This is a genomic window from Blattabacterium clevelandi, assembly GCF_003268615.1.
GTDB classification, from domain to species: Bacteria; Bacteroidota; Bacteroidia; order Flavobacteriales; family Blattabacteriaceae; genus Blattabacterium; species Blattabacterium clevelandi.
Map to the genome: position 1 here is coordinate 449,824 of NZ_CP029844.1, position 21,409 is coordinate 471,232.

General features: G+C 24.5%; 20 protein-coding genes. 9 read left to right on the top strand and 11 right to left on the bottom strand.

The window, feature by feature from the left end:
* Positions 1-7: 7 nt before the first annotated feature.
* Entirely contained in the window at positions 8-355 is a 348-nt protein-coding gene (rplT, locus tag DM817_RS02215; protein WP_113738401.1) for a 50S ribosomal protein L20, read from the top strand.
* Here the strand turns inward: rplT and def are convergent.
* Both def and ruvX read right to left on the bottom strand, forming a co-directional pair.
* The gene (def, locus tag DM817_RS02220) at positions 345-887 is read right to left on the bottom strand and encodes a peptide deformylase (RefSeq protein ID WP_113738402.1); all 543 of its coding nucleotides are present in this window, start codon (positions 885-887) and stop codon (positions 345-347) included. The genes rplT and def overlap by 11 nt on opposite strands.
* Before the next feature lie 3 nt (positions 888-890).
* The gene (ruvX, locus tag DM817_RS02225; protein ID WP_113738403.1) at positions 891-1,313 is read right to left on the bottom strand and encodes a Holliday junction resolvase RuvX; all 423 of its coding nucleotides are present in this window, start codon (positions 1,311-1,313) and stop codon (positions 891-893) included.
* A 58-nt stretch (positions 1,314-1,371) separates the two neighbouring features.
* On the opposite strand from ruvX, the gene DM817_RS02230 reads away from it, so the two are divergent.
* Genes DM817_RS02230 through DM817_RS02245 form a run of 4 tightly spaced genes read left to right on the top strand, consistent with a single transcriptional unit; the run spans position 1,372 to position 5,243 of the window.
* Complete coding sequence (locus DM817_RS02230) at positions 1,372-2,199, top strand: 2,3,4,5-tetrahydropyridine-2,6-dicarboxylate N-succinyltransferase (protein WP_113738571.1); 828 nt, start codon at positions 1,372-1,374, stop codon at positions 2,197-2,199.
* A gap of 15 nt (positions 2,200-2,214) precedes the next feature.
* Positions 2,215-2,799 carry an L-threonylcarbamoyladenylate synthase gene (locus DM817_RS02235; protein WP_113738404.1) on the top strand — a complete coding sequence of 195 codons (585 nt, stop codon included), beginning with the start codon at positions 2,215-2,217 and terminating at the stop codon, positions 2,797-2,799.
* Positions 2,800-2,804: 5 nt separating this feature from the next.
* On the top strand, positions 2,805-4,232 hold the full coding sequence (locus tag DM817_RS02240; protein WP_113738405.1) for a CCA tRNA nucleotidyltransferase: 1,428 nt from the start codon (positions 2,805-2,807) through the stop codon (positions 4,230-4,232).
* A gap of 3 nt (positions 4,233-4,235) precedes the next feature.
* A complete protein-coding gene (locus tag DM817_RS02245) occupies positions 4,236-5,243 on the top strand; it encodes a DHH family phosphoesterase (RefSeq protein ID WP_113738406.1) in 1,008 nt (335 codons plus the stop codon).
* Here DM817_RS02245 and DM817_RS02250 read toward each other — a convergent pair.
* From DM817_RS02250 to DM817_RS02260, 3 genes are read right to left on the bottom strand one after another with little or no spacing between them, the layout of a single operon-like run.
* Positions 5,227-5,793, bottom strand: coding sequence for a thioredoxin family protein (locus DM817_RS02250; RefSeq protein ID WP_113738407.1), 567 nt, complete (start codon positions 5,791-5,793; stop codon positions 5,227-5,229). The genes DM817_RS02245 and DM817_RS02250 overlap by 17 nt on opposite strands.
* Positions 5,794-5,827: 34 nt before the next feature.
* Positions 5,828-6,625, bottom strand: a complete 798-nt coding sequence (locus tag DM817_RS02255) for a zinc ribbon domain-containing protein (protein WP_113738408.1) — start codon at positions 6,623-6,625, stop codon at positions 5,828-5,830.
* An 8-nt stretch (positions 6,626-6,633) separates the two neighbouring features.
* Positions 6,634-7,737, bottom strand: coding sequence for a Nif3-like dinuclear metal center hexameric protein (locus DM817_RS02260; protein ID WP_113738572.1), 1,104 nt, complete (start codon positions 7,735-7,737; stop codon positions 6,634-6,636).
* Positions 7,738-7,854: 117 nt separating this feature from the next.
* Between DM817_RS02260 and lipA the strand changes: the two genes are divergently transcribed.
* Complete coding sequence (gene lipA / locus DM817_RS02265) at positions 7,855-8,709, top strand: lipoyl synthase (protein ID WP_113738409.1); 855 nt, start codon at positions 7,855-7,857, stop codon at positions 8,707-8,709.
* A gap of 12 nt (positions 8,710-8,721) precedes the next feature.
* On the opposite strand, the gene DM817_RS02270 is transcribed toward lipA, so the two are convergent.
* Complete coding sequence (locus DM817_RS02270; protein WP_113738410.1) at positions 8,722-11,295, bottom strand: UvrD-helicase domain-containing protein; 2,574 nt, start codon at positions 11,293-11,295, stop codon at positions 8,722-8,724.
* A gap of 56 nt (positions 11,296-11,351) precedes the next feature.
* Between DM817_RS02270 and DM817_RS02275 the strand changes: the two genes are divergently transcribed.
* The 3 genes from DM817_RS02275 to accD are packed head-to-tail and all read left to right on the top strand — an operon-like array spanning position 11,352 to position 15,411.
* Positions 11,352-13,445, top strand: a complete 2,094-nt coding sequence (locus DM817_RS02275; protein WP_152025806.1) for a POTRA domain-containing protein — start codon at positions 11,352-11,354, stop codon at positions 13,443-13,445.
* Between the two features lie 54 nt (positions 13,446-13,499).
* Positions 13,500-14,567, top strand: coding sequence for a class II fructose-bisphosphate aldolase (gene fbaA, locus DM817_RS02280; RefSeq protein ID WP_113738412.1), 1,068 nt, complete (start codon positions 13,500-13,502; stop codon positions 14,565-14,567).
* A 4-nt stretch (positions 14,568-14,571) separates the two neighbouring features.
* Positions 14,572-15,411 carry an acetyl-CoA carboxylase, carboxyltransferase subunit beta gene (gene accD / locus DM817_RS02285; RefSeq protein WP_113738413.1) on the top strand — a complete coding sequence of 280 codons (840 nt, stop codon included), beginning with the start codon at positions 14,572-14,574 and terminating at the stop codon, positions 15,409-15,411.
* A 9-nt stretch (positions 15,412-15,420) separates the two neighbouring features.
* On the opposite strand, the gene guaA is transcribed toward accD, so the two are convergent.
* From guaA to purM, 5 genes are all read right to left on the bottom strand, one after another.
* Positions 15,421-16,974, bottom strand: coding sequence for a glutamine-hydrolyzing GMP synthase (guaA, locus tag DM817_RS02290; RefSeq protein WP_113738573.1), 1,554 nt, complete (start codon positions 16,972-16,974; stop codon positions 15,421-15,423).
* A gap of 39 nt (positions 16,975-17,013) precedes the next feature.
* Entirely contained in the window at positions 17,014-18,249 is a 1,236-nt protein-coding gene (gene purD, locus DM817_RS02295) for a phosphoribosylamine--glycine ligase (protein ID WP_113738414.1), read from the bottom strand.
* 11 nt (positions 18,250-18,260) lie between these two features.
* The gene (gene purH, locus DM817_RS02300) at positions 18,261-19,778 is read right to left on the bottom strand and encodes a bifunctional phosphoribosylaminoimidazolecarboxamide formyltransferase/IMP cyclohydrolase (RefSeq protein ID WP_113738415.1); all 1,518 of its coding nucleotides are present in this window, start codon (positions 19,776-19,778) and stop codon (positions 18,261-18,263) included.
* A 65-nt stretch (positions 19,779-19,843) separates the two neighbouring features.
* Complete coding sequence (locus tag DM817_RS02305; RefSeq protein WP_113738416.1) at positions 19,844-20,407, bottom strand: formyltransferase family protein; 564 nt, start codon at positions 20,405-20,407, stop codon at positions 19,844-19,846.
* 10 nt (positions 20,408-20,417) lie between these two features.
* Positions 20,418-21,404, bottom strand: coding sequence for a phosphoribosylformylglycinamidine cyclo-ligase (gene purM / locus DM817_RS02310; protein WP_113738574.1), 987 nt, complete (start codon positions 21,402-21,404; stop codon positions 20,418-20,420).
* Positions 21,405-21,409: the final 5 nt, after the last annotated feature.

Consider the following 21,409-nt stretch of genomic DNA (forward strand, 5'->3'; position numbering starts at 1 on the left):
GAAAATAATGCCAAGATCTACAAATTCTGTTTACTCAAGAAGAAAAAGAAAAAAAATACTTAAATTAGCAAAAGGTTTTTATGGAGCTAGAAGTAAGGTTTATACAATTGCTAAAAATGCTGTAGAAAAATCTTTTAGTTATGCTTTTTCAGGAAGGAAAAAAAAGAAAAAATATTTTAAATCTCTTTGGATTCAACGTATTAATGCTGGATCACGTAGATATGGAATTTCCTACTCAAAGTTTATGAAAAAATTATCTGATAAAAGTATTAAAATTAATAGAAAATTTCTTTCAGATTTTTCTATGAATCATCCAGATGTTTTCAAGAAAATAGTGGATTATATTACCTTATAAATAATTTTTTACTTTTCAAAAAAATTATTAATTTTTTTTTTATTAATTTTTTTTTCATGGAAGAAAAATAATCTATAAAAAGTTTACCTTCAATATGATCATATTCATGTTGGATCACTCTTGAACAAATTCCTTTTAAAGTTTTTTGTTTTTTATTCCAGTTATTATCGTAATATTCTATTAATATATGAGATTTTCTTTTGACATATTCCATGATTCCAGGAAAGCTTAGACACCCTTCATTGAATTCACATTCTTCTCCATATATTTTCAATATTTTAGCGTTAATAAAAACTTCTTGATAATTATCATTTACCTTTTTTGATAGATAAGGCGTTTTTACTATAAACAATCGTATATTTTTACCAATTTGAGGTGCTGCTAATCCTATTCCATTTACTTTATGTAAAGTTTCAAACATATCTTTGATCAATTGATTAATTCGATTATCTTTGTAATAGATATTTATATCTATATCTATACATTTTTTTCTCAAAATAGGATTTCCATAAAGTATTATAGGTAAGATCATAGATTAATTTTTTTTCTTTTTTTTTGCAAGATAAGATTGTAAAATGAGGGTAGCACTAATTTGATTTAAAATATTTTTTTTTCTTCTTTTTTTTTTTTTTATACCTAATTCGATCATAGTATAAAAAGCAATTTTAGATGTAAAACGTTCATCCAATCTATCTATTAATATTTTAGGGTGTTTTCTATGAAATTTAAAAATAAATTTTTGAATAGATTTTTCTATTAAAGAATTTTTATTTTTTAATGTTTTAGGTAACCCTATAACAATTTTTTCGATCTGTTCGTTAACTATAAAAATATCTAAAAAATTCATTAATTTCTTAGTTAGAATGGATTTTAATCCAAAAGAAAATACTTGTGAAGTATCTGATATAGACAACCCAGTTATAATTTTTCCGTAATCTATCCCCAATATTTTTTTCATTATTGTAACAAATATATTTATATTATATATATTTTTGTCTTGGTTTGTATCAATTTTTATGAAAGTAAATCAACTAAAATTAGAAATAGAAAATTACTGGGATAAAAAAAAAGAAGTATGGTCTACAAATAATAGTATCAAAAAACTAGTGATCCATGTTATTGATTATGTAGAACAAGGATCAATAAGAGTTTCGGAGTTTATAAATGGAAAATGGAGAGTCAATGAATGGATAAAAAAAGCTATAATTATGTATTTTTCTATAAAAAAAATGAAGACTATAGAATTTGGTCCATTCGAATTTTATGATAAAATACCAATAAAAAATAAATTTAAAAAGAAAGGAATTCGCGTAGTTCCTCATGCTATAGTACGTTATGGTTCTTATATTTCTCCTGGAGTGATCCTAATGCCTTCTTATGTAAATATAGGATCTTATATAGGAAAGGGAACCATGATAGATACATGGGCAACTATAGGAAGCTGTGCTCAAATTGGAAAAAGAGTCCATATAAGTGGAGGAGTTGGAATAGGAGGAGTTTTAGAACCAATACAAGATAATCCTGTAATTATTGAAGATAATGTTTTTATCGGATCTAGGTGTATTTTAGTAGAAGGAGTCCTTATAGAAAAAGAATCCGTATTAGGAGCAAATGTTGTTATAACTTCCTCTACTAAAATTTTTGATGTAACAAATAAAAAACCTATAGAAATGAAAGGTGTAGTTCCTAAATATTCTGTAGTAATCCCTGGATCCTACCCAAAAAAATTTCCTTCAGGAATATATCATATTCCATGTGCAATGATTATAGGAAAAAGAAAAGAAAGCACTAATAAAAAAACATCTTTAAATGAAGCTTTGAGAACGCATCATCTTGTTTTGTAATTTTTTTTACTTATCATGTATTTTTATGAAGAAATAGAAAAAAGTGTAAAAATTTTGAAAAGAGGAAAATGTTTATTATACCCTACAGATACTGTATGGGGATTGGGATGTGATGCTTTTAATTTAAATTCTGTAGAAAAAATATATAAAATAAAAAATAGAAATATTTCTAAATCTATGATTATTTTAGTAGAAAATATAAATCGTTTATACGAATTAATAGAGTATATTCCTAACTTAGTTAAGAAAATTATTAAGGATAATTATATAAAAAAAGAGAAACCTATTACTATAGTATATCAAAAACCTCGTAAAATAGTTTCTAATTTATTGATAAATAGTATAGATAACACTTTAGCTATCAGATTAACCAACGATCCTTTTTGTTCTCATTTAATTAAAACATTAGATAGACCTATTATATCTACTTCTGCAAATTTATCAGGATTTCCAACTCCTCAATCCTTTTCTGAAATTAGTTATTCTATATTAAGTAAAATAGATTATTCTGTTAATTTTCGTAGAAGTGAAAAATCTCGCTATAATAGTTCTTCTATACTAAAAATTAGTTCAAATAAAATTAAAATATTACGTATGTAATTTACATGAATTTAGTTTCTGCTATTCATAGGGATATATTTCGTATTATTAGTAATTCTGCTAAAAAAATACAACAAGATTGTTATGTAGTAGGAGGTTATGTTCGGGATTTTTTACTTGGTAAAAATCTTTCCCAAGATTTAGATATTTTAACAATAGGAGAAGGGATTAAATTAGCTAAAGAAGTTTCTAAACAGATCAACCCCTCTCCTAGAATAAATATATTTAAACGTTTTGGAACTGCTATGTTAGAATTTGATAATCAAAAAATAGAATTTGTTAGTTCTAGAAAAGAATCGTATCATTTCTACAGTAGAAATCCTATCATTGATTTTGGAACATTGCAAGATGATCAAAATAGAAGAGATTTTACAATTAATGCTTTAGCTATTAGTTTAAATAAAAATAATTATGGAAAATTGATTGATCCATTTGGAGGGGTATTAGATTTGAAAAAAAAAATTTTAAGGAATCCATTAAATTCAGATATTACTTATTCTGATGATCCATTACGAATGATGAGAGCTATAAGATTTGCAACTCAACTTCAATTTATCATAGATAAATCTTCATTTCAATCTATTCAGAAAAATAAAAATAGAATCAGTATTGTTTCTATAGAAAGAATTACAGAAGAATTTAATAAAATACTTCTATCTAAAAGGCCTTCTATAGGATTATTTTTATTATCTAAATCTGGATTATTATCAATAATATTACCGGAATTAGTTTTATTACAAGGAATAGAAGAAAAAAATGGATATAAGCACAAAGATAATTTTTATCATACTTTACAAGTAGTGGATAATATTAGTAAAGAAGAAAATAATTCTCTATGGTTAAGATGGGCAGCTTTGCTACACGACATAGGAAAACCTAATACGAAAAAATTTTTACCAAAAATTGGTTGGTCTTTTCATGCACATGAGTTTGTAGGATCTAAAATGAGTTCAAATATATTTCAACGTTTAAAGCTTCCAAAAGGAAAATATATAAAATACGTAAAAAAAATAATCCAGAATAGCTATAGACCGGTTTCTTTAATCGAACATAATTCTAGTGATTCAGCTATACGTAGATTATTATTTGATATGGGAGAATATATGGAAGATTTAATAAAACTATGTATAGCGGATATTACGACAAAAAATATAGAAAAAAAAAATAACTATAAAAAAAATTTTTTTCTTTTAATGGAAAGAATGAAAAAATTGGAAGAGAAAGATCGTCTCCAAAAATGGAAACCTCCTATATCCGGAAACGATATTATGAATGCTTTTCATATTAATCCATGTAAAGAAATAGGAATAATAAAAAATTTTATTAAGGAGTCTATTTTAGAAGGAAAAATATCTAATGAATTTCATTCTGCCTATTTTCTTATGTTAAAAAAAGGAAAAGAATTAGGATTGAAAAAAATAATTAAAAATTAATATATGTTTTTTGATAGCATTAACGGAAAAGAAAAAAAAAAAATTGTATTATTACCACATAATAATCCCGATGGAGATGCTTTAGGTTCTTCTTTAGCTCTATTATTTTATTTAAGAAAACTTAAACATGATGTAGATTTAATATCTCCTACAGAATATTCCGAATCTTTTAGATGGCTTCCTGGAAGTAAGGATATTATTATTTTTTCTAAAAAAACTCAATCTTTGATAAAAAAGAAAATTATAGATTCCGATTATATTTTTTTTATAGATTTTAATAATTTATCAAGAATAGAAATTTTGAAAAAATTACTTTCATTTTCTAAAGCAAAAAAAATATTAATAGATCATCATCCTTATCCTTTTTATTTTGATTTTATGTTTTCAGATCAAACGGTAGCAGCTACTAGTATTTTAGTATTTAGATTGATATCTAAAATGAATAATTTAGATAAAATAGATAAAAAAATAGCTACATGTTTATACGTAGGGTTAATGACAGATACTGGAAATTTTCGTTTTCCTTCCGTCACATCGGAAACCCATTTTATTGCTGGTAAATTGATAGAAAATGGAATAAACGTAGAAAATATATATAATCATTTACACGAAAAATATAACGAAAATAGGTTGAAAATTTTGTCTAAAGCTTTGGGTAAATTGAAAGTAATCGAAAAATATCGTACAGCTTATACCAGTATTAATGCTTATGATATAGATTTATATCCTTATAAAAAAGGGGATACCGAAGGTATTATTTCCTATGGATTAGGAATAAAAAATATTGTTTTTTCAGTATTTTTTTTTGAAGAAAAAGAACAATATCCAATTAAAATTTCTTTTCGTTCAAGAGGAAATTTTGATGTAAATATGTTTTCTAGAAAATATTTTGGAGGAGGGGGACATAAAAATGCAGCTGGGGGGATATTAGAAAAAAGTTTATCCGAAACGATTGAATACTTTTTAAAAATTATTCCTAATTATCATAAACATCTTATTTTTTCCATTTAATATTACATCCGTAACTTGGTTTTTTTATTGGATATATTTTTTTTACACCATCATCCTCTAAAATAGAGTTTAATATTTTTCTCACATCGTATCCTGTAACTTGAATTCCATTTTTTGGTCTAGAATCATCTAATTGTCCATGATAATATAAATCTCCTATACCATTAAATATAAAAAATTCAGGGGTACATTGAGCTCCATAATATTTAGCTACTTCTTGTTTTTCATCAAAAAAATAAGGAAATATATAACCTAATTTATGAGATATTTTTTTCATATTTTCAGGAGAATCTTCTGGATATTTTTCGATATCATTTGAATTGATAGCTAAAAATGAAATTCCTTTAGGAAGATAATCATTAGTTAAACGTACTAATTCTGGATTTATATGTTTAACATACGGACAGTGATTGCAAATAAACATAATCACAGTTGCTATATCAGAAAAAAAATCTTGAATAGATTTTTTTTCCCCTGATAAGGATTCTAATAATTTAAAATTTTTGATTTTTATTTTTTTAATTTCATTGGAAGAATAGGTTATTACCATAATTATTTTTTTTTACCAATGTAATAAAATTAGTTTATTTTTTCTTTTTTTTTGAAAAAAAAACAAAATATTTTTTTTTTTCTTCTTCAGCTAATTCCTCGTCTATTAATATTCTTCCACTATTTTCATCTATTAAAAGTTTATTACGTTGTATTAGTTCGGAGTATTTTTGTGGGGTAATTGCAAGATAAGATCCTAACGGTGCTCCTCTTTGTACAGGAGCAATAGCTACTCCATTTTTAACTCTATTTCTTATTTTTTGATAAATTTTTAATAAATTATTATCGATTTTTTTAGAAAAATCTCTAGATCTTTCTAGTAAAAATTTTTCTTCTTTTTCATTTTCTGAAAAAATTTGATTTAATTCTTTTTTTTTATGAAAAATATGTTCTTTTTGATTTAAAAAAAGATCTTCTTTTTTTTTTAGAATTTCTTCATTTTGATGAATGTTTAAATTCATTTGTTGAATCCTTTTTTTAGATAATTTAATTTCTAGTTTTTGATAATCAATTTCTTTTTCTAGAAAATAGAATTCTTTATTATTTCTTATATTTTCTTTCTGTTTTTCATATTTTTTTATCAAATTTTCTGAATATTTAATTTCTTTATTTTTTTGATTGAGATCCTCTTTTATAGAAATAATTTCCTCATGAATATTTTTCAATCTTTTTTTCATTTTTTCAAGTTCTTCTTCCAAAGAATTGATTTCTATAGGAATATTTTTACGAAAATTTTCTATTTCATCTATACGAGAATCTATTAGTTGAAGATGATATAAAACTCTTAATTTATCTACTATTGTAATAGCTACTTTTATTTTATTATTTTCCATAATATTTTTTAATAAAAATATTTAACTGGATTAGTATGAATTTCTGATTCATAAACAGGTATATGAGTAAATTTTTTATCTAAAAAAGATTTAAGAAGATTTTTATTTAATTTTTCAGATTCATAATGTCCTATATCTACAATCAATATTTTTTTTTCAGATTTGAAAAAATCATGATATTTAAAATCAGACGATATAAAAACATGGGCTTTTTCTTTTATAGCTTTTTCAATCCCAAAACTTCCGGACCCTGCTATCATAGCTATTTTTTTAATTTTTTTTCCTATGAATATAGAATGTCTAATACACAATAAATTCATTCTATTCCTTAAATAAAGAAGAAAATCATATTCATTCATTTCCTCTATTAAAAATCCTATGATTCCTATTCCAATATAGGGATTAATATTTTCAATATTATAAATTTCATATGGAACTTCTTCATAAGGATGACTTTTAAAAAGTGCTTCTTTAATTAGATTCAATTTATGGGATGAAAAAACTACATTAATACAAGTTTCTTTTTCCATATGAAAATGTCCTTTTTTTCCAAAAAAAGGTTTTGATTTTTCGTTCCCCATAAAGCTTCCAAAACCATCAAAATTATAACTACAACGACTGTAATTAGATATTTTTCCAGCTCCTGCATTAAATAAAGAATTTCTAACTTTATCAGAATAAGAAATTGGAACATAAGTGGTTAATTTTTTTATAGTCCCCTTTTTAGGAAATAAAGATTTTTCTCTTTTTAACTGCAAAAGTTTGGATATATAAGAATGAGTTCCTTTCCATGTGACATCCAGATTAGTATGAATTACATAAATAGATATATCATTTTTTAATGCAGAAATTACGATTCTTTCTGAAAAAGTTTTTCCAGTTAAACTTTTTATTGATTTAAAAATGACAGGATGAAATGATATAATAAGATTACAGTTTTTATGTATAGACTCTGAAAATACATCCTCAGTAAGATCTAAAGTTATCAATATTTTTTTTACTTTTTGAAAATAAGATCCCACTATAAGTCCTATATTATCATAGGATTCTGCATATTCCCTAGGAGCTAAATTTTCTAACTCTTCAGCGATATCTCTGACTAAGACTTCCATTAAAAAAATATAAAAGAAAAAGTATGACAAATTTATAAAAAAAATTGATTTTATTATATTTATTTATATATATAAAATCTATATCAAATTCTATTTTTAAAATAAAAAAAAATAATCATGAATTTAATTCAAAAAAAACCTAATTGGATAAGAGTGAAATTCCCGATTGGAAAAAATTATAAGAATTTACAACAATTAGTTTCTTTACACAAACTGAATACAATTTGTCAGAGTGGTAGTTGTCCTAATATAGGAGAATGTTGGGAAAAAGGAGTTGCCACTTTTATGATATTAGGTAACGTTTGTACAAGATCTTGTAGATTTTGTGGAGTCAAAACAGGACGTCCTGAAAATATAGATTGGAAAGAACCAAAAAAAGTGGCTCAATCAATTAAAATATTGAAAATTAAACATGCTGTTATCACTTCTGTGAATAGAGATGATTTAAAAGATATGGGGGTTTCTATATGGATAGAAACCATCAAACTTACCAGACAGATAAATCCAGGGATAACAATCGAAACATTGATTCCGGATTTTAAAGGAGAAAAAAAAATTATAGATCAAATAATAGATCTTAATCCAGAAGTTATTTCTCATAATGTAGAGACTATCCCTAGGTTAACAAAGAAAATACGTATTCAAGCAAAATACGATCGTAGTCTGAAAGTTTTACAATATATTAAGGAAAAAAATAAAAATATTCGGACAAAAACGGGAATTATGTTAGGATTGGGAGAAAAAAAAGAAGAAATATTAGAAACGATGAAAGATATCAAAGACTCTAAAGTAGATATTTTAACCATAGGACAATATTTACAACCTTCTTTAAAACACTTTTCCGTACGTTTTTTTGTTTTACCGGAAGAATTTCAAGAATTGAAAAAAATTGGATTAAAAATAGGATTTAAATATGTAGAAAGTGGACCTTTGGTTCGTTCTTCTTATCATGCAGAAAAACATGTAAAATAAAAAAAATATTTTTTAATAATTTTTTTGTTCTATTCCAAAAGAATACTGAAATATTTTATCATTCCATAATTTTTTTTCATAGAGAAAATTTTTTAGATAAAACGATACAGATTTATCCTTTCCATATCTAGAAAAAATAATAAGTTGTTCCACAGGACGTGTAGTAGCTACATATAATAAATTTAGATTATCAATCCTTATTTTAGATAGATATTCTTCATAAATATTTATGAAAAAATGGTCATTTATATGTTTAAAATAAGGTTCTATTTCTAGATAGATAGAATCCAACCCATGATATAAATCCGGACATACATCTATCCATATTCCTTCTTTTTTTTTTGAAAAAGCATTCCAATCTGTAAAAGGTAGAATTACTACAGGAAATTGTAATCCTTTAGATTTATGAATCGTCATAATACGAATAGCCTCTTTATTATCAGAAATAATGATACTTTCTTTTTCTTTTTTAGATTCCCAATATTCTAAAAAATCTACAATAGAATTTCCTACAATTTTCATAGAACGATGAACAAAGTCTAAAAAAGAATAGATAGATTCCGTATTATATTGATTTAATAATCCAAATCCATCAATTACCTGTTCTACTATATTGTATATAGATTTATTATATAGAGATTTTAAATTTAATGTTTTTTTTGTAAAAATTTTTTTTAACAAAAGATCAAATGGTAAAAAAATCGATTCTACAAGAAAGTCATGATCTTTTTGTTTGGTATGAATTAACTTATTTTTCAATAATAATAAAATTAAAGTAGCTCTTTTTTGATAACAATGAGGTTTTAAAAGTATATAAAAAAAATGTATAATGATTTCTATTTCCAAATGATTCTTTATAAGAAGAGATACGGAAGTATTTACAATAAATCCATCTTCTAAAAGTTTTTCAGATAAAAAATTTCCATCTTCGTTATTTCTAACTAATATAGCTATATCCGATAATTTATATTCCTGTTTTAACAATTTTTTTATTTTTTTTTGTATCTTACAGTAAAGTTCATGTTTGTAATTTTTTTGTTCTATAACAAAATTTAATTCTACATATCCTCCAGGTTTTTTAAATCCTTTTTGTTTGGATTCCTTATATATTTCTTTGTAAAGAGTAGAATTAAAAATTTTAGATACCGATTGATAAAGTGAATTGTTAAATTTTACAATTTCTTCATAACTACGAAAATTAGTACCTATAGTGATTATTTTTTTATAATAAGATTTAGATGAAGAAGAAATTAAATGAAGAAAAAGATTATAATCTCCACCTCTCCAACGATATATAGATTGTTTAGGATCTCCTACAATCATAGCTGATCCATTTTCTGATAAAGCATTTTCAACTAAAATTCGAATATTATACCATTGTAAAAATGAAGTATCCTGAAATTCATCTATAAAATAATGTTTGTATTGTACCCCTAGTTTTTCATAAATTAGGGGTATGGGATCTTGAATAATTCTTTCATGAAGTATTTTATTTAATTCTGCGTTTAAAAGAATTTTTTTTTCTTCTTTTAAAGATAGAAATTCTTTTTCTATTTCCTGTATTATAGATAAAAGATGAAAATTTTTAAAAAAAAGTTTATCTAAAATATAGGATGAAATATATTTTTTATATATAAATTTTGTTTCTTTATACAAAGAAAGTATTTTTTTTTTATTCCTTTCTATCAATATTTTTTGATCCATATTTTTGGTAGAATTTTTACTACTATATAATACTTCTTTTTGAATAGATTTTTCAATACGTTGATGAAAAGGATTTAAAATTATGTCTTTTACACGTAATTTTTGAAAAAGTTTTGGAAAATCTGAATAATAGAATGAATGTTTTTGAATAGATGTTTTTTTTAAAAATTTAAAAAATTTTTCTCCTTGTTTTTTACATTTTTTTTCAAATTTTTTCGTTCTTTTTAACAATTTTTTTTTTAGTATTATCCAATCATCAAAAGATTGCAATCTAATTTTTTTCATAGAAAAAAAACTATTTTCCTCTACTATGAGACTAGCTATTTTAAATAGTTCTTTTCTAATATCCCAATTTTTTCCTTTCTTTAATCTTTCTAAAGAAAATTGGATCAAAATATGAGACCATTTTTCTGAACTTTGTAATCTATTATATAAATTATCTACAACTTCCCATAAAAATTTATGGGTATCCATTTCTATATATATTTTTTTATTAGAAAAAAAAGATCGAATGATCCGATAAGTAAATTTATCGATAGTACTTATAGATAAAGAAGAAAAATCGTATAAAATTTCAGATAATATTTTTTTAGCGCGTTCAGATAGTTGACTTTTTGTTAATTTTAAATCTTTTATAATAGAATTGTACAAAGAATGATATTCCTTACTAATTTTTTGATTAGAAAATTCTTTTATACATTGTAATATCCTTTTTTTAATTTCTTCAGTAGCTTTATTGGTAAAAGTTAAAGCTAAAATTCGTTTAAATTCGTCACAATGAGGACTTTTAAAAAGAATAAAAAGGTAATTTTTTACCAAAAAAAAAGTTTTTCCAGATCCTGCTGAAGCGTTGTATATTTTTAATGTAGCTGGAATCAACATAATAAATTTGATCAATGATTCTTTTAAATATAAAACGAAATAAGAAAAAAATTAGAATGATAAAAAAAATTGGGGAAAAAACATATTTAATTAATATATTATTTCTCGTTTCTTTTTTCGTATTTTTTTTTGTATCGTGTAATATTATAAAAAAAGTACCGAAAGAAAAATATATACAAAAAAATAAGTATATAAAAAGTATTTATTGTAATTATTTTCGTTTTAAAAACGGAGAAAAATCTATAAAAATTGAATCCCCTTATTTAAAAAAAAAATCTGTAAAAAATTTTAATTCAAAAGTATTTTTTGAGGATAATATAAATTTTTCTATTCTTAGAAAAAAGAAAAAAACAGGAAAAATAACTTATAATAATATTCATCCTAGTGGAAGACCTTATTTTATCAACGAAATTATTTACAATTTTCAAGAAAAAGACTTAAAGGATATTTATATAAATAATATTCATTCTAGTTTAATTAAAAAAAGAGAACAATACAGTGAAAAAAAAATAATATTTGAAATAGAAAGGATGAAAAAAATGTATGAAAATCATGGTTATTATAATTTTCATGTATCAGATATTAAGTTTCATGTAAATTCTATAGAAAATCAAAAAATAAATTTATATATGGAAGTAAAAAATTTCCATAATCATAAAAAATATTTTTTCAATAAAATTGTGATAAGAATTAATAATGAAAATAAGAATTTCTTCATTTACAATGGATATAAATTTTTTGTTCCTACCGATAAAAAATTAAATCCAAAAATTATCACGGATATTTTAACTATTTTTCCTGGATCTTTGTATAAGAAAAATGAGGTTTTAAAGACTCAAAAAAATATTTATTCTTTGCATCATTTTGATATTAATCAATTTAAAGTAGAAGAAGAAAAAAAAACTAATTTAAATTCAAAAATAGCCTTTTTAAATGCCAAAATTTTTTTAAAAACTTTAAGAAGTAATGAATTTAAATTTTATTTAGTAAATTCTATATCCAAAAAAATGGATATAACAATCAATCCAAAAATTACTTTACTAAGTAGAAATATACTACAACAAAATGGTGCAAATTTTATGTTTTCTATAAATGGAAGTTTAAATTATTCTCCCAAAGAAATTTTTAACCTATCTAAAATTTCCTTGAAAGGAAATTTGATATATCCAGGATTTACAACCAATTTTATCTCATCTATGAGTCCTAAATATTCCTTATATAGGACTCATACTTCTATTTTTTTTCAAATAAAAAATAAAAAAAATATGGATATAAAAAAATACATATTTTCCAATTTTATTAATTATGAATGGAAGGTCACCCCTTATAGAAAACATAAAATAAAAATGATCACTTTTAAAGTGATCAAAAAAATGATTAATTCTAAAAATTTTAAAAAAAAAAATAATGATCATTTTGATTCAAAAAATCCTATACAAAAAAAACAAATTAATAGGATAAAGGATAATTTTATCAATTCTATTATTTATAATTATGAGATGAATCAATTTTTTGATCATAGTAAAAAATATCCTATTGCATTACGTGGAAATATCAATATTTCTGTCAATATTTTATATTATTTATTTCAAAGATTTTTTTTTCCTAATAAGTTATTGAATAATATTTTTTTGGTTAAATACAATTTAGATTTCAAACAATCTTTTTCTTTATCTAAAAATGATTTTCTAATATCAAGATTATTTATTGAAAAGAATTTTAATTATGAAAAAATTCCAAAAAATTTTTTTTCAGGAATATCTGAATTTTGTAAAAATGGTAGAAAATTGAATAGTATTCATCTAAATGTAGATAAAAATTCATCATTTAATAAAATTTTATTAGTCAATGAATATAGAAATCAAATACTTTCTAATTTATTTTCAGTTATTTTTTTGTACTTAGAAAATAGAGAACTGTTAAATAAAGAAAATAATAATTCAAAAAAAATAGAAAAGTTGATATGGAACCCTTTTTATAAAGAATTTTTATTAGAAGGAGGAATAGGAGTTCGATATGATCTTAAATTTTTTGTTTTTTTTGTAGATTTTGTATATAAATTGTATGATTCATCTCAAAAGGGATGGATCATAAATTATATAAAATTAAAAAAACCATTGATCAATTTTGGAATTGACCCACCTTTTTAGAAAAAAATTCTTTTTTTTACATTTTTTAATTCTTAATTAAATAAAAAAAAACATATGTCTAAAAAATTTCCTTCTGGGGTTATTACCGGTAGTATTATCCAAGAAATATTTGAATATGCTAGGGAAAAAGTATTTTCCATACCTGCTGTAAATGTTATTGGATCTAATACTATGAATGCAGCAATGGAAACTGCTGCAGAGGTTAATTCCCCTATCATTATTCAAATATCAAATGGTGGAGCTATTTTTAACGCAGGAAAAGGATTAAGTAATCACGAACAAAAAGCAGCTATTCAAGGGTCTATAGCTTGTGCAAAACATATCCATGAACTAGCTAAATTGTATAAATCTACTGTAATTCTTCATACAGATCATTGTTCTAAACAATCTCTATCATGGATAGATGGGTTAATGATTGCTAATGAAAAAAATTATAAACGTTTTGGTAAAACGTTATTTAGTTCTCATATGTTAGATTTATCTCAAGAATCTTTAGAAGAAAATATGAGTACTTGTGAAAGATACTTTGAAAGAATGAATAAAATTCAAATGACCATTGAAATAGAACTTGGAGTAACGGGTGGGGAAGAAGATGGTATAGATAATTCTAATATAGAAAATAATAAACTTTATACTCAACCAAAAGAAGTTTCGTATGCTTATGAAAGATTAATCAAAATAAGCAAAGAATTTATTATAGCGGCTTCTTTTGGAAATGTACACGGAGTATATAAATCTGGTAATATTATTTTACGTCCGGTTATTTTGAAAGAATCTCAAAAGTACATACAAAAAAAATTTAATACCAAAGAAAAACCAGTTTTTTTTGTTTTCCATGGAGGATCTGGGTCTTCCATAAAAGAAATTCAAGAATCTATTAGTTATGGGGTTGTTAAAATGAATGTAGATACAGATTTACAATATGCTTTTACCTGTGGAATAAGAGATTATATGAGTAAAAATAAGGAATACTTGGATAAACAAATCGGAAATCCAGAAGGTAAATATCTTCCAAATAAAAACTATTATGATCCTAGAATATGGCTTAGAAAAGGAGAAAAATCATTCAAAAATTTACTAAAAAAATATTTTGAATTAATGAATAATATTAACACTTTATAAAACCATGGCATGGTTTTTAAGAAAGAAAAAAAATATTATTACCCCTATAAAAGATAGAAAAGATTTACCTAAAGGGCTTTGGTACAGAACTCCAAATGGAAAAATTATAGATACGGATGAACTAAAAAAAAATGCATATGTGAGTCCGGAAGATGGATATCATGTAAGAATTCAGAGCAAGGAATATTTTGATATTCTTTTTGATAATGGAAATTTTTCAGAAATAAATGTTAAAATGATTAGTAAAGATCCTATAAAATGGATAGATAGAAAAAAATATACAGATAGAATTGAGGAAGCAAAAAAAAAAACAAATTTATATGATGCTATTAGAACAGGAGTTGGAAAAATAAATGGGATTAACATGGTTATTTCTTGTATGGATTTTTCTTTTATAGGAGGATCTATGGGATCTGTAGTAGGAGAAAAAATATCTAGAGCTATAAAACATTGTATTGAAAAAAAATTTCCATATGTATTGATATCTAAATCGGGAGGGGCAAGAATCATGGAATCTTCTTTTTCTTTAATGCAAATGGCTAAAACAATAGCTAGATTGACTCAATTACGTGATTCAAGAATTCCTTATCTATCCATTCTTACAGATCCAACTACAGGAGGCGTTACAGCATCTTATGCCTTACTTGGAGATATAAATATAGCAGAACCAGGTGCTCTAATTGGATTTGCTGGACCTAGAGTAATTAGAGAAACTATTGGAAAAAATCTTCCAGATGGATTTCAAACTTCAGAATTTCTTCTAGAACATGGATTTATAGATTTAATTTCTTCTAGAATTAATTTAAAAAAAAATATATCCAATCTTGTTTCTATGATGATGTAAAAAAAAAAATTATTCCCATTCTATAGTTGATGGAGGTTTGGAAGTAATATCGTATACTAAACGATTAATTCCATTCACTTCATTAATTATTCTACTAGAAATTTTTTCTAAAAAATTATAAGGTAAATGTGAAAAAGTAGCAGTCATAAAATCTTCCGTATTTGTAACACGTAATACAGCAACATATTCATAGGTTCGTTTATCCCCCATTACTCCTACGGATTTTATAGGTAATAATACTATAAAAGCTTGACTTACAGATTTGTAAAGATTATAATTTTTTAATTCTTGCAAAAGAATTATTTCCGCTTCTTTAAGAAGAGAAATTTTTTTTTTATTTACTTCTCCAATAATACGAATGCTTAATCCAGGACCTGGAAATGGATGTCGATATAAAATTTCTTGTGGAATTCCTAAATATTTTCCTATTTTTCGTACTTCATCTTTAAATAATTCTTTTAATGGTTCCAGAAGTTTTAATTTCATTAAATTAGGTAATCCTCCTACATTATGATGAGATTTAATAAAAACAGTCTTTTTTAATAATTTTGAGGAAGAATATGTAGAAGATTCAATTACATCTGAATATATAGTTCCCTGCGCTAAAAATTCTACATTTTTAATTTTTTCTGATTCTTCTTGAAAAATAGAAATAAATTCTTTTCCGATAATTTTTCTTTTCATTTCAGGATCAATAATTCCAATTAAACTAGATAAAAAACGTTTTTGAGCATCTATTATTTTAATCAATAAATTCATTTTTTTACACAAAAAAGATATTTTTTTTGTTTCTTCTTTGAGAAGGAAACCAGTATCAACGAAAATGCAATATAAGGATGACCCAATAGCTTTATGAATGATATAAGCTGCTACAAAAGAATCTACACCTCCTGAAAATCCTAATATTACTTTTTTATTATCTACACGTTTTCTTATTTTTTCTATATTTTCTTGTACAAAATGATTGAGTTTCCAATTTGGATAACATTTACAAATCTTAAGGATAAAGTTTTTCATGATCGGAACTCCAAATTCAGTATGATTCACTTCTGGATGAAATTGTACGGCATAAATATCTTTATTTTTATGAATTAAAGCAGCAATAGCACAAGAAGAAGTATGTCCGATCGATTTGAATTCTTTTGGAATCTTTTTGATTTCATCAAAATGACTCATCCAAACAATAGATTTTTTAGGAATTCCGTTTAATAAATCATTTTTACAATGATCTATCATAAAAATGGATTTTCCATATTCTTTATACTTTGATCTTTCTATTATTCCTCCAAAAAGAAAAGAAATTAGTTGCATTCCATAACAAATTCCAAGTATAGGAATATTCAATTGAAATATATTTTTAGATATTAATGGAGGATTTTCGTCATAAACAGAAAAAGGACTTCCTGATAAAACAATCCCTTTTGGTTTTTTTGATAAAATATTATGAATAGAAATATCATAAGGATATAAATGTGCATATACTCCTATATCTCGAATTCTTCGTGAAATCATCTTGCTATATTGGGAACCGAAATCTAATACTAAAATAGAGTCTTTTTTCATTATCATTTCTTTTGTATCATTGGAATTTTTTAAAAAAAACTATAATCCAATATCTTTCCTAAAATACAAGTTTTCAAAATGAACTTTTTTTACCTTATTATAAGCTATTTTTATAGCCTCATCGACTGTCCCCCCTATTCCTACTATATTTAAAACTCGTCCATGTGATGTCATCCATTTTTCTTTTTCTTTTTTAGCACCAGCAATATAAAAAGGTTCTTTTAAAGAATTTAATCCATTTATAATTTTTCCACTTTCATATTGTTCAGGATATCCTTTTGAAGATAGGACGATACAACAAGAACATAATTTTTTCCAAGAAATAGATATTTCTTTTTGAAGAAAAACCGACTGTATTATCTGAAAAAAATTACTTTCCATTAATGGCAATAAAGTTTGAGTTTCAGGATCTCCCATACGAGTATTGTATTCTAATAAGTATACACTATTTGAAGTGATCATTAATCCGAAATAAATAAATCCCAAAAAAGTTAATTTTTCTAAAAAAAGGCCTTTTAAAGTTGGTTCCAATATATTTTTTTTAAAATCTATCCAAACTTCATTATTCATATAAGGATTAGGTGCTATCGTTCCCATTCCTCCAGTATTGCTGCCTGTTTCTTTTTCTCCAATTTTTTTGTAATCTTTAGCGGATAAAAAAGGAATAATCTCTTTTCCATTAAATATGGATATAATAGAGGATTCCTTACCTTGCAAAAATTCTTCTATGATAACTTTATTTCCCGATTTTCCAAATTTATGATCTATCATAATAGAAGTCAAAGCCTTCTTTGCTTCGTTTTTATTTCTTACTAAGATTACTCCTTTACCTCCTGCTATACCACTTGTTTTGATAGCTACAGAATAATTTTTTTTTTCTAAAAAATCTACAGCTTTTTGATAAGAAGAAAAAACTTCGTATTTAGGAGTACGTACCCCATATTTTTTCATAAATGATTTAGAAAAAACACGATCACCTTCTAATCTAGCAGCAAGGTAATGTGGCCCCATAATTTTTAGTCCAAAATTTTGAAATACGTCTACAATTCCATCCAATAGAAAAGTTTCTGAACCAACAATAGTTATATCTATTGCATTTTTTTTAGCATATAAACATAAATCTAATGTTGTATAAGTATTTTTAATATTTTTTCCTATTTGATCTGTGCCTCCATTACCAGGATAAAAATAAAGATCTATAGTAGGAAAATCTTTTAAAAATTTTTTTCCCATAGCATGTTCACGTCCTCCATTTCCGAGAATTAAAACTTTCATAATATTTTTTTTTAATGTTTAAAATGTCTTTTTCCCGTAAAAGCCATAGCTATTCCATGTTCATCACAAGCTTGGATAGATTCTTTATCCCGTATAGATCCTCCTGGTTGAAGAATGGCTCTTATTTTACCGGATATAGCCGCTTCATCTACGACATCCCTAAAAGGGAAAAAAGCATCAGAAACAAGGACTAAATCTTCTTTTCTTTTTTCTAAAGCTCTTTCTATAGCTTGACGAGCTGCCCAAATTCTATTTGTTTGACCTCCAGAAATCCCTAAAGTTTGTGTCCCTTTAGCTACAACAATAGCGTTAGATTTTACATATTTTACTACTTTTTGAGCAAAAAATAAAGATCTTATTTCTTGATAAGAAAATTGTTTTTTGGTTACTATTTGATAATCATAAGATAAAGTAGGATCTACTTGTTGTACCAATATTCCTCCATCTATTTTTACATATTCCAATGTATCAGAAATAGGGTTTTTTATCCTAATGATTCTTATATTTTTTTTTTTTTTTAAAATACTTAATCCATCTTTTTCATAACTAGGAGATAAAATAACTTCTAAAAATAGACTATTCATTTTATTCGCTAATTCTTTTGTTATTGGAACATTTACGGCCATAATTCCTCCAAAAGAAGAAATGGAATCCGCATAATAAGTTTTTTTAAATGCATCTATAACATTTTTTCCTAATGCAACACTACAAGGTGTTGCATGTTTAACAGTACAACAAGCTGGTTCAGAAAATTGAGATACTACTTTCCAAGCTATATCCATATCTCTTAAATTGTTAAAAGAAAGCTTTTTACCATGTAATTGATTAAAATTACACATTGCTCCATTATGAATAGTACTAATATAATAAGCGGCTTCCTGATGAGGATTTTCCCCATAACGAAGATTCATTTTTTTTTCATAAGAAAAATGTAAATAAGTAGGAAAATTTTCTTCCATTAAAAGATATTGAGAAATTGCAGAATCATAAGCAGAAGTAAGATTAAATACTTTACCTGCTAATTTTTTTCTCAACTTTAATGAAGTATTACCATAGTTTTCAATTTCATTTTTTACTAAAATATAATCTTTTTTATCTGTAATAGGGGTTACATGAAAAAAATTTTTAGCTGCTGCTCGCAACATAGATGGTCCTCCTATATCAATAAATTCAATTATAGAATTAATTGATTTTTTATTGAATTTATCAAAAAATGGGTAAAAATTTACCAATACAATATCAATAGGATTAATTCCGTAAAAATGAATACTTTTCATATGTTTATCAATAGAACGATTAGCAAGAATTCCCCCATAAATAGATGGATGAATAGTTTTTATTCTTCCATCTAAAATTTCAGGAAATGAAATGATATTTTCTATTTTTAGAATATTAGATATTCCATTTTTTTTTAAGTATTGATAAGTCCCACAAGTAGAAATAATTTGATATTCTTTTTTATTTAAAAAAAAGACAAAATCGAATAATTCTTCATTTTTTTCATAAACACTAATCAAAGCTCTTTTCATATATATACAATAATTAAAGAATTCTAAATTTTTTTATATCCTATAAAAAAAAATAATATAATAGGTCAAATATTTTTTAAATATTGAATGAGGATCTCTTTTTCTATGATAGATATTTTTTTAGATAACGATATTGGAGTTTCTTTTGAAGAAAGATTACATGATTTTTTTAAAATTATATTTCCTGAATCAATATTTTTGGTTACATAATGAATTGTAGCACCTGATATTTTTTCTTTATGATTAATAACTTTTTGATGTACTCTCATGCCATACATCCCTTTCCCTCCATATTTAGGTAAAAGAGATGGATGAATATTGATAATTTTCCCATCCCATTTATCACAAAATTCCGAATCAAGTATGGAAAGAAAACCACAAAGTACTATAATATCTGGAATTTTTTTTAGAAAAATATTATCTATCTCTTTAGATAAAAGTATTTTTTTAGTATTTTTTAAAGAAAAAGTTGAAATATTTTCTTTCGATGCATATTGAATAGCTCTACAAGATCTATCAGAAATAACTGTATCTATCTTAACTTTAGAAAGTTTTCCATTTGAAATAGATTCTAGAATATGCTGCATATTGGTCCCTGTTCCAGAAACCAAAATAGATAGTTTTTTCATGAAAATATTTTTATTTCAAAAATACTTTTTTATCTCCTTTAAGGATATTTCCAAATACAAAAGGATTTTCTCCTAGAAAACGTAATCTATCAAAAATTTGACCTTGATCTTTAATAGAAACTATTATAATCATTCCAACTCCCATATTAAAAGTATTCCACATTTTTTGGTCGGATAAAAAACCTTTTTCCTGAATATAATGAAAAATAGGTGTAATAGGAATTTTTTTTTTCTCTACTATAGCTAATAAATTTTCTGGAAGAACACGAAATAAATTATCGTATATCCCCCCTCCAGTAACATGAACTAATCCGTGTATTACAAACTCTTTTAATAAAAGATGAATAGTAGAATAATAAATTCTAGTTGGAATTAAAAGAGTTTCATAAAATGGTTTTTTTTGGAATTTTTTCATCAATAAATCTTCTGTATAAAAAATATTTCGAATTAAAGAAAAACCATTGCTATGTACACCTGAAGATGGGATCCCAATTAAAATATCTCCTTCTTTAATGTTTTTTTTTCCATCTATAACCTTTTTTTTCTCTACAATCCCTACACAAAATCCTGCTATATCATAATCTTTTTTTTTGTAAATACCTGGCATTTCTGCTATTTCTCCTCCAATAAGACATGTATTCGTCTTTTTACAGGAGGTAGCTATACCTTGTATAATTTTTTCTGCAATATTAGAATCAAGTTTTCCACAAGCTAAATAATCTAGAAAAAATAATGGATTTGCTCCATGACATAATACATCATTTACACACATAGCAAAACAATCTTCTCCAATTAGATCATATTTTTTGTAATGAATAGCTAAAAGAAGTTTAGTCCCAACCCCATCAACTCCAGATACCAAAACAGGTTCTTTATATTCATAGTAAGGCATTTTATAAAGTGCGGCAAAATTATCTAATGTACTAATTACCTTATTATTATAAGTTTTTTCTAAAATTGAACTAATTTTAGATATGGTACGATGACTTTCTTTCATTATTA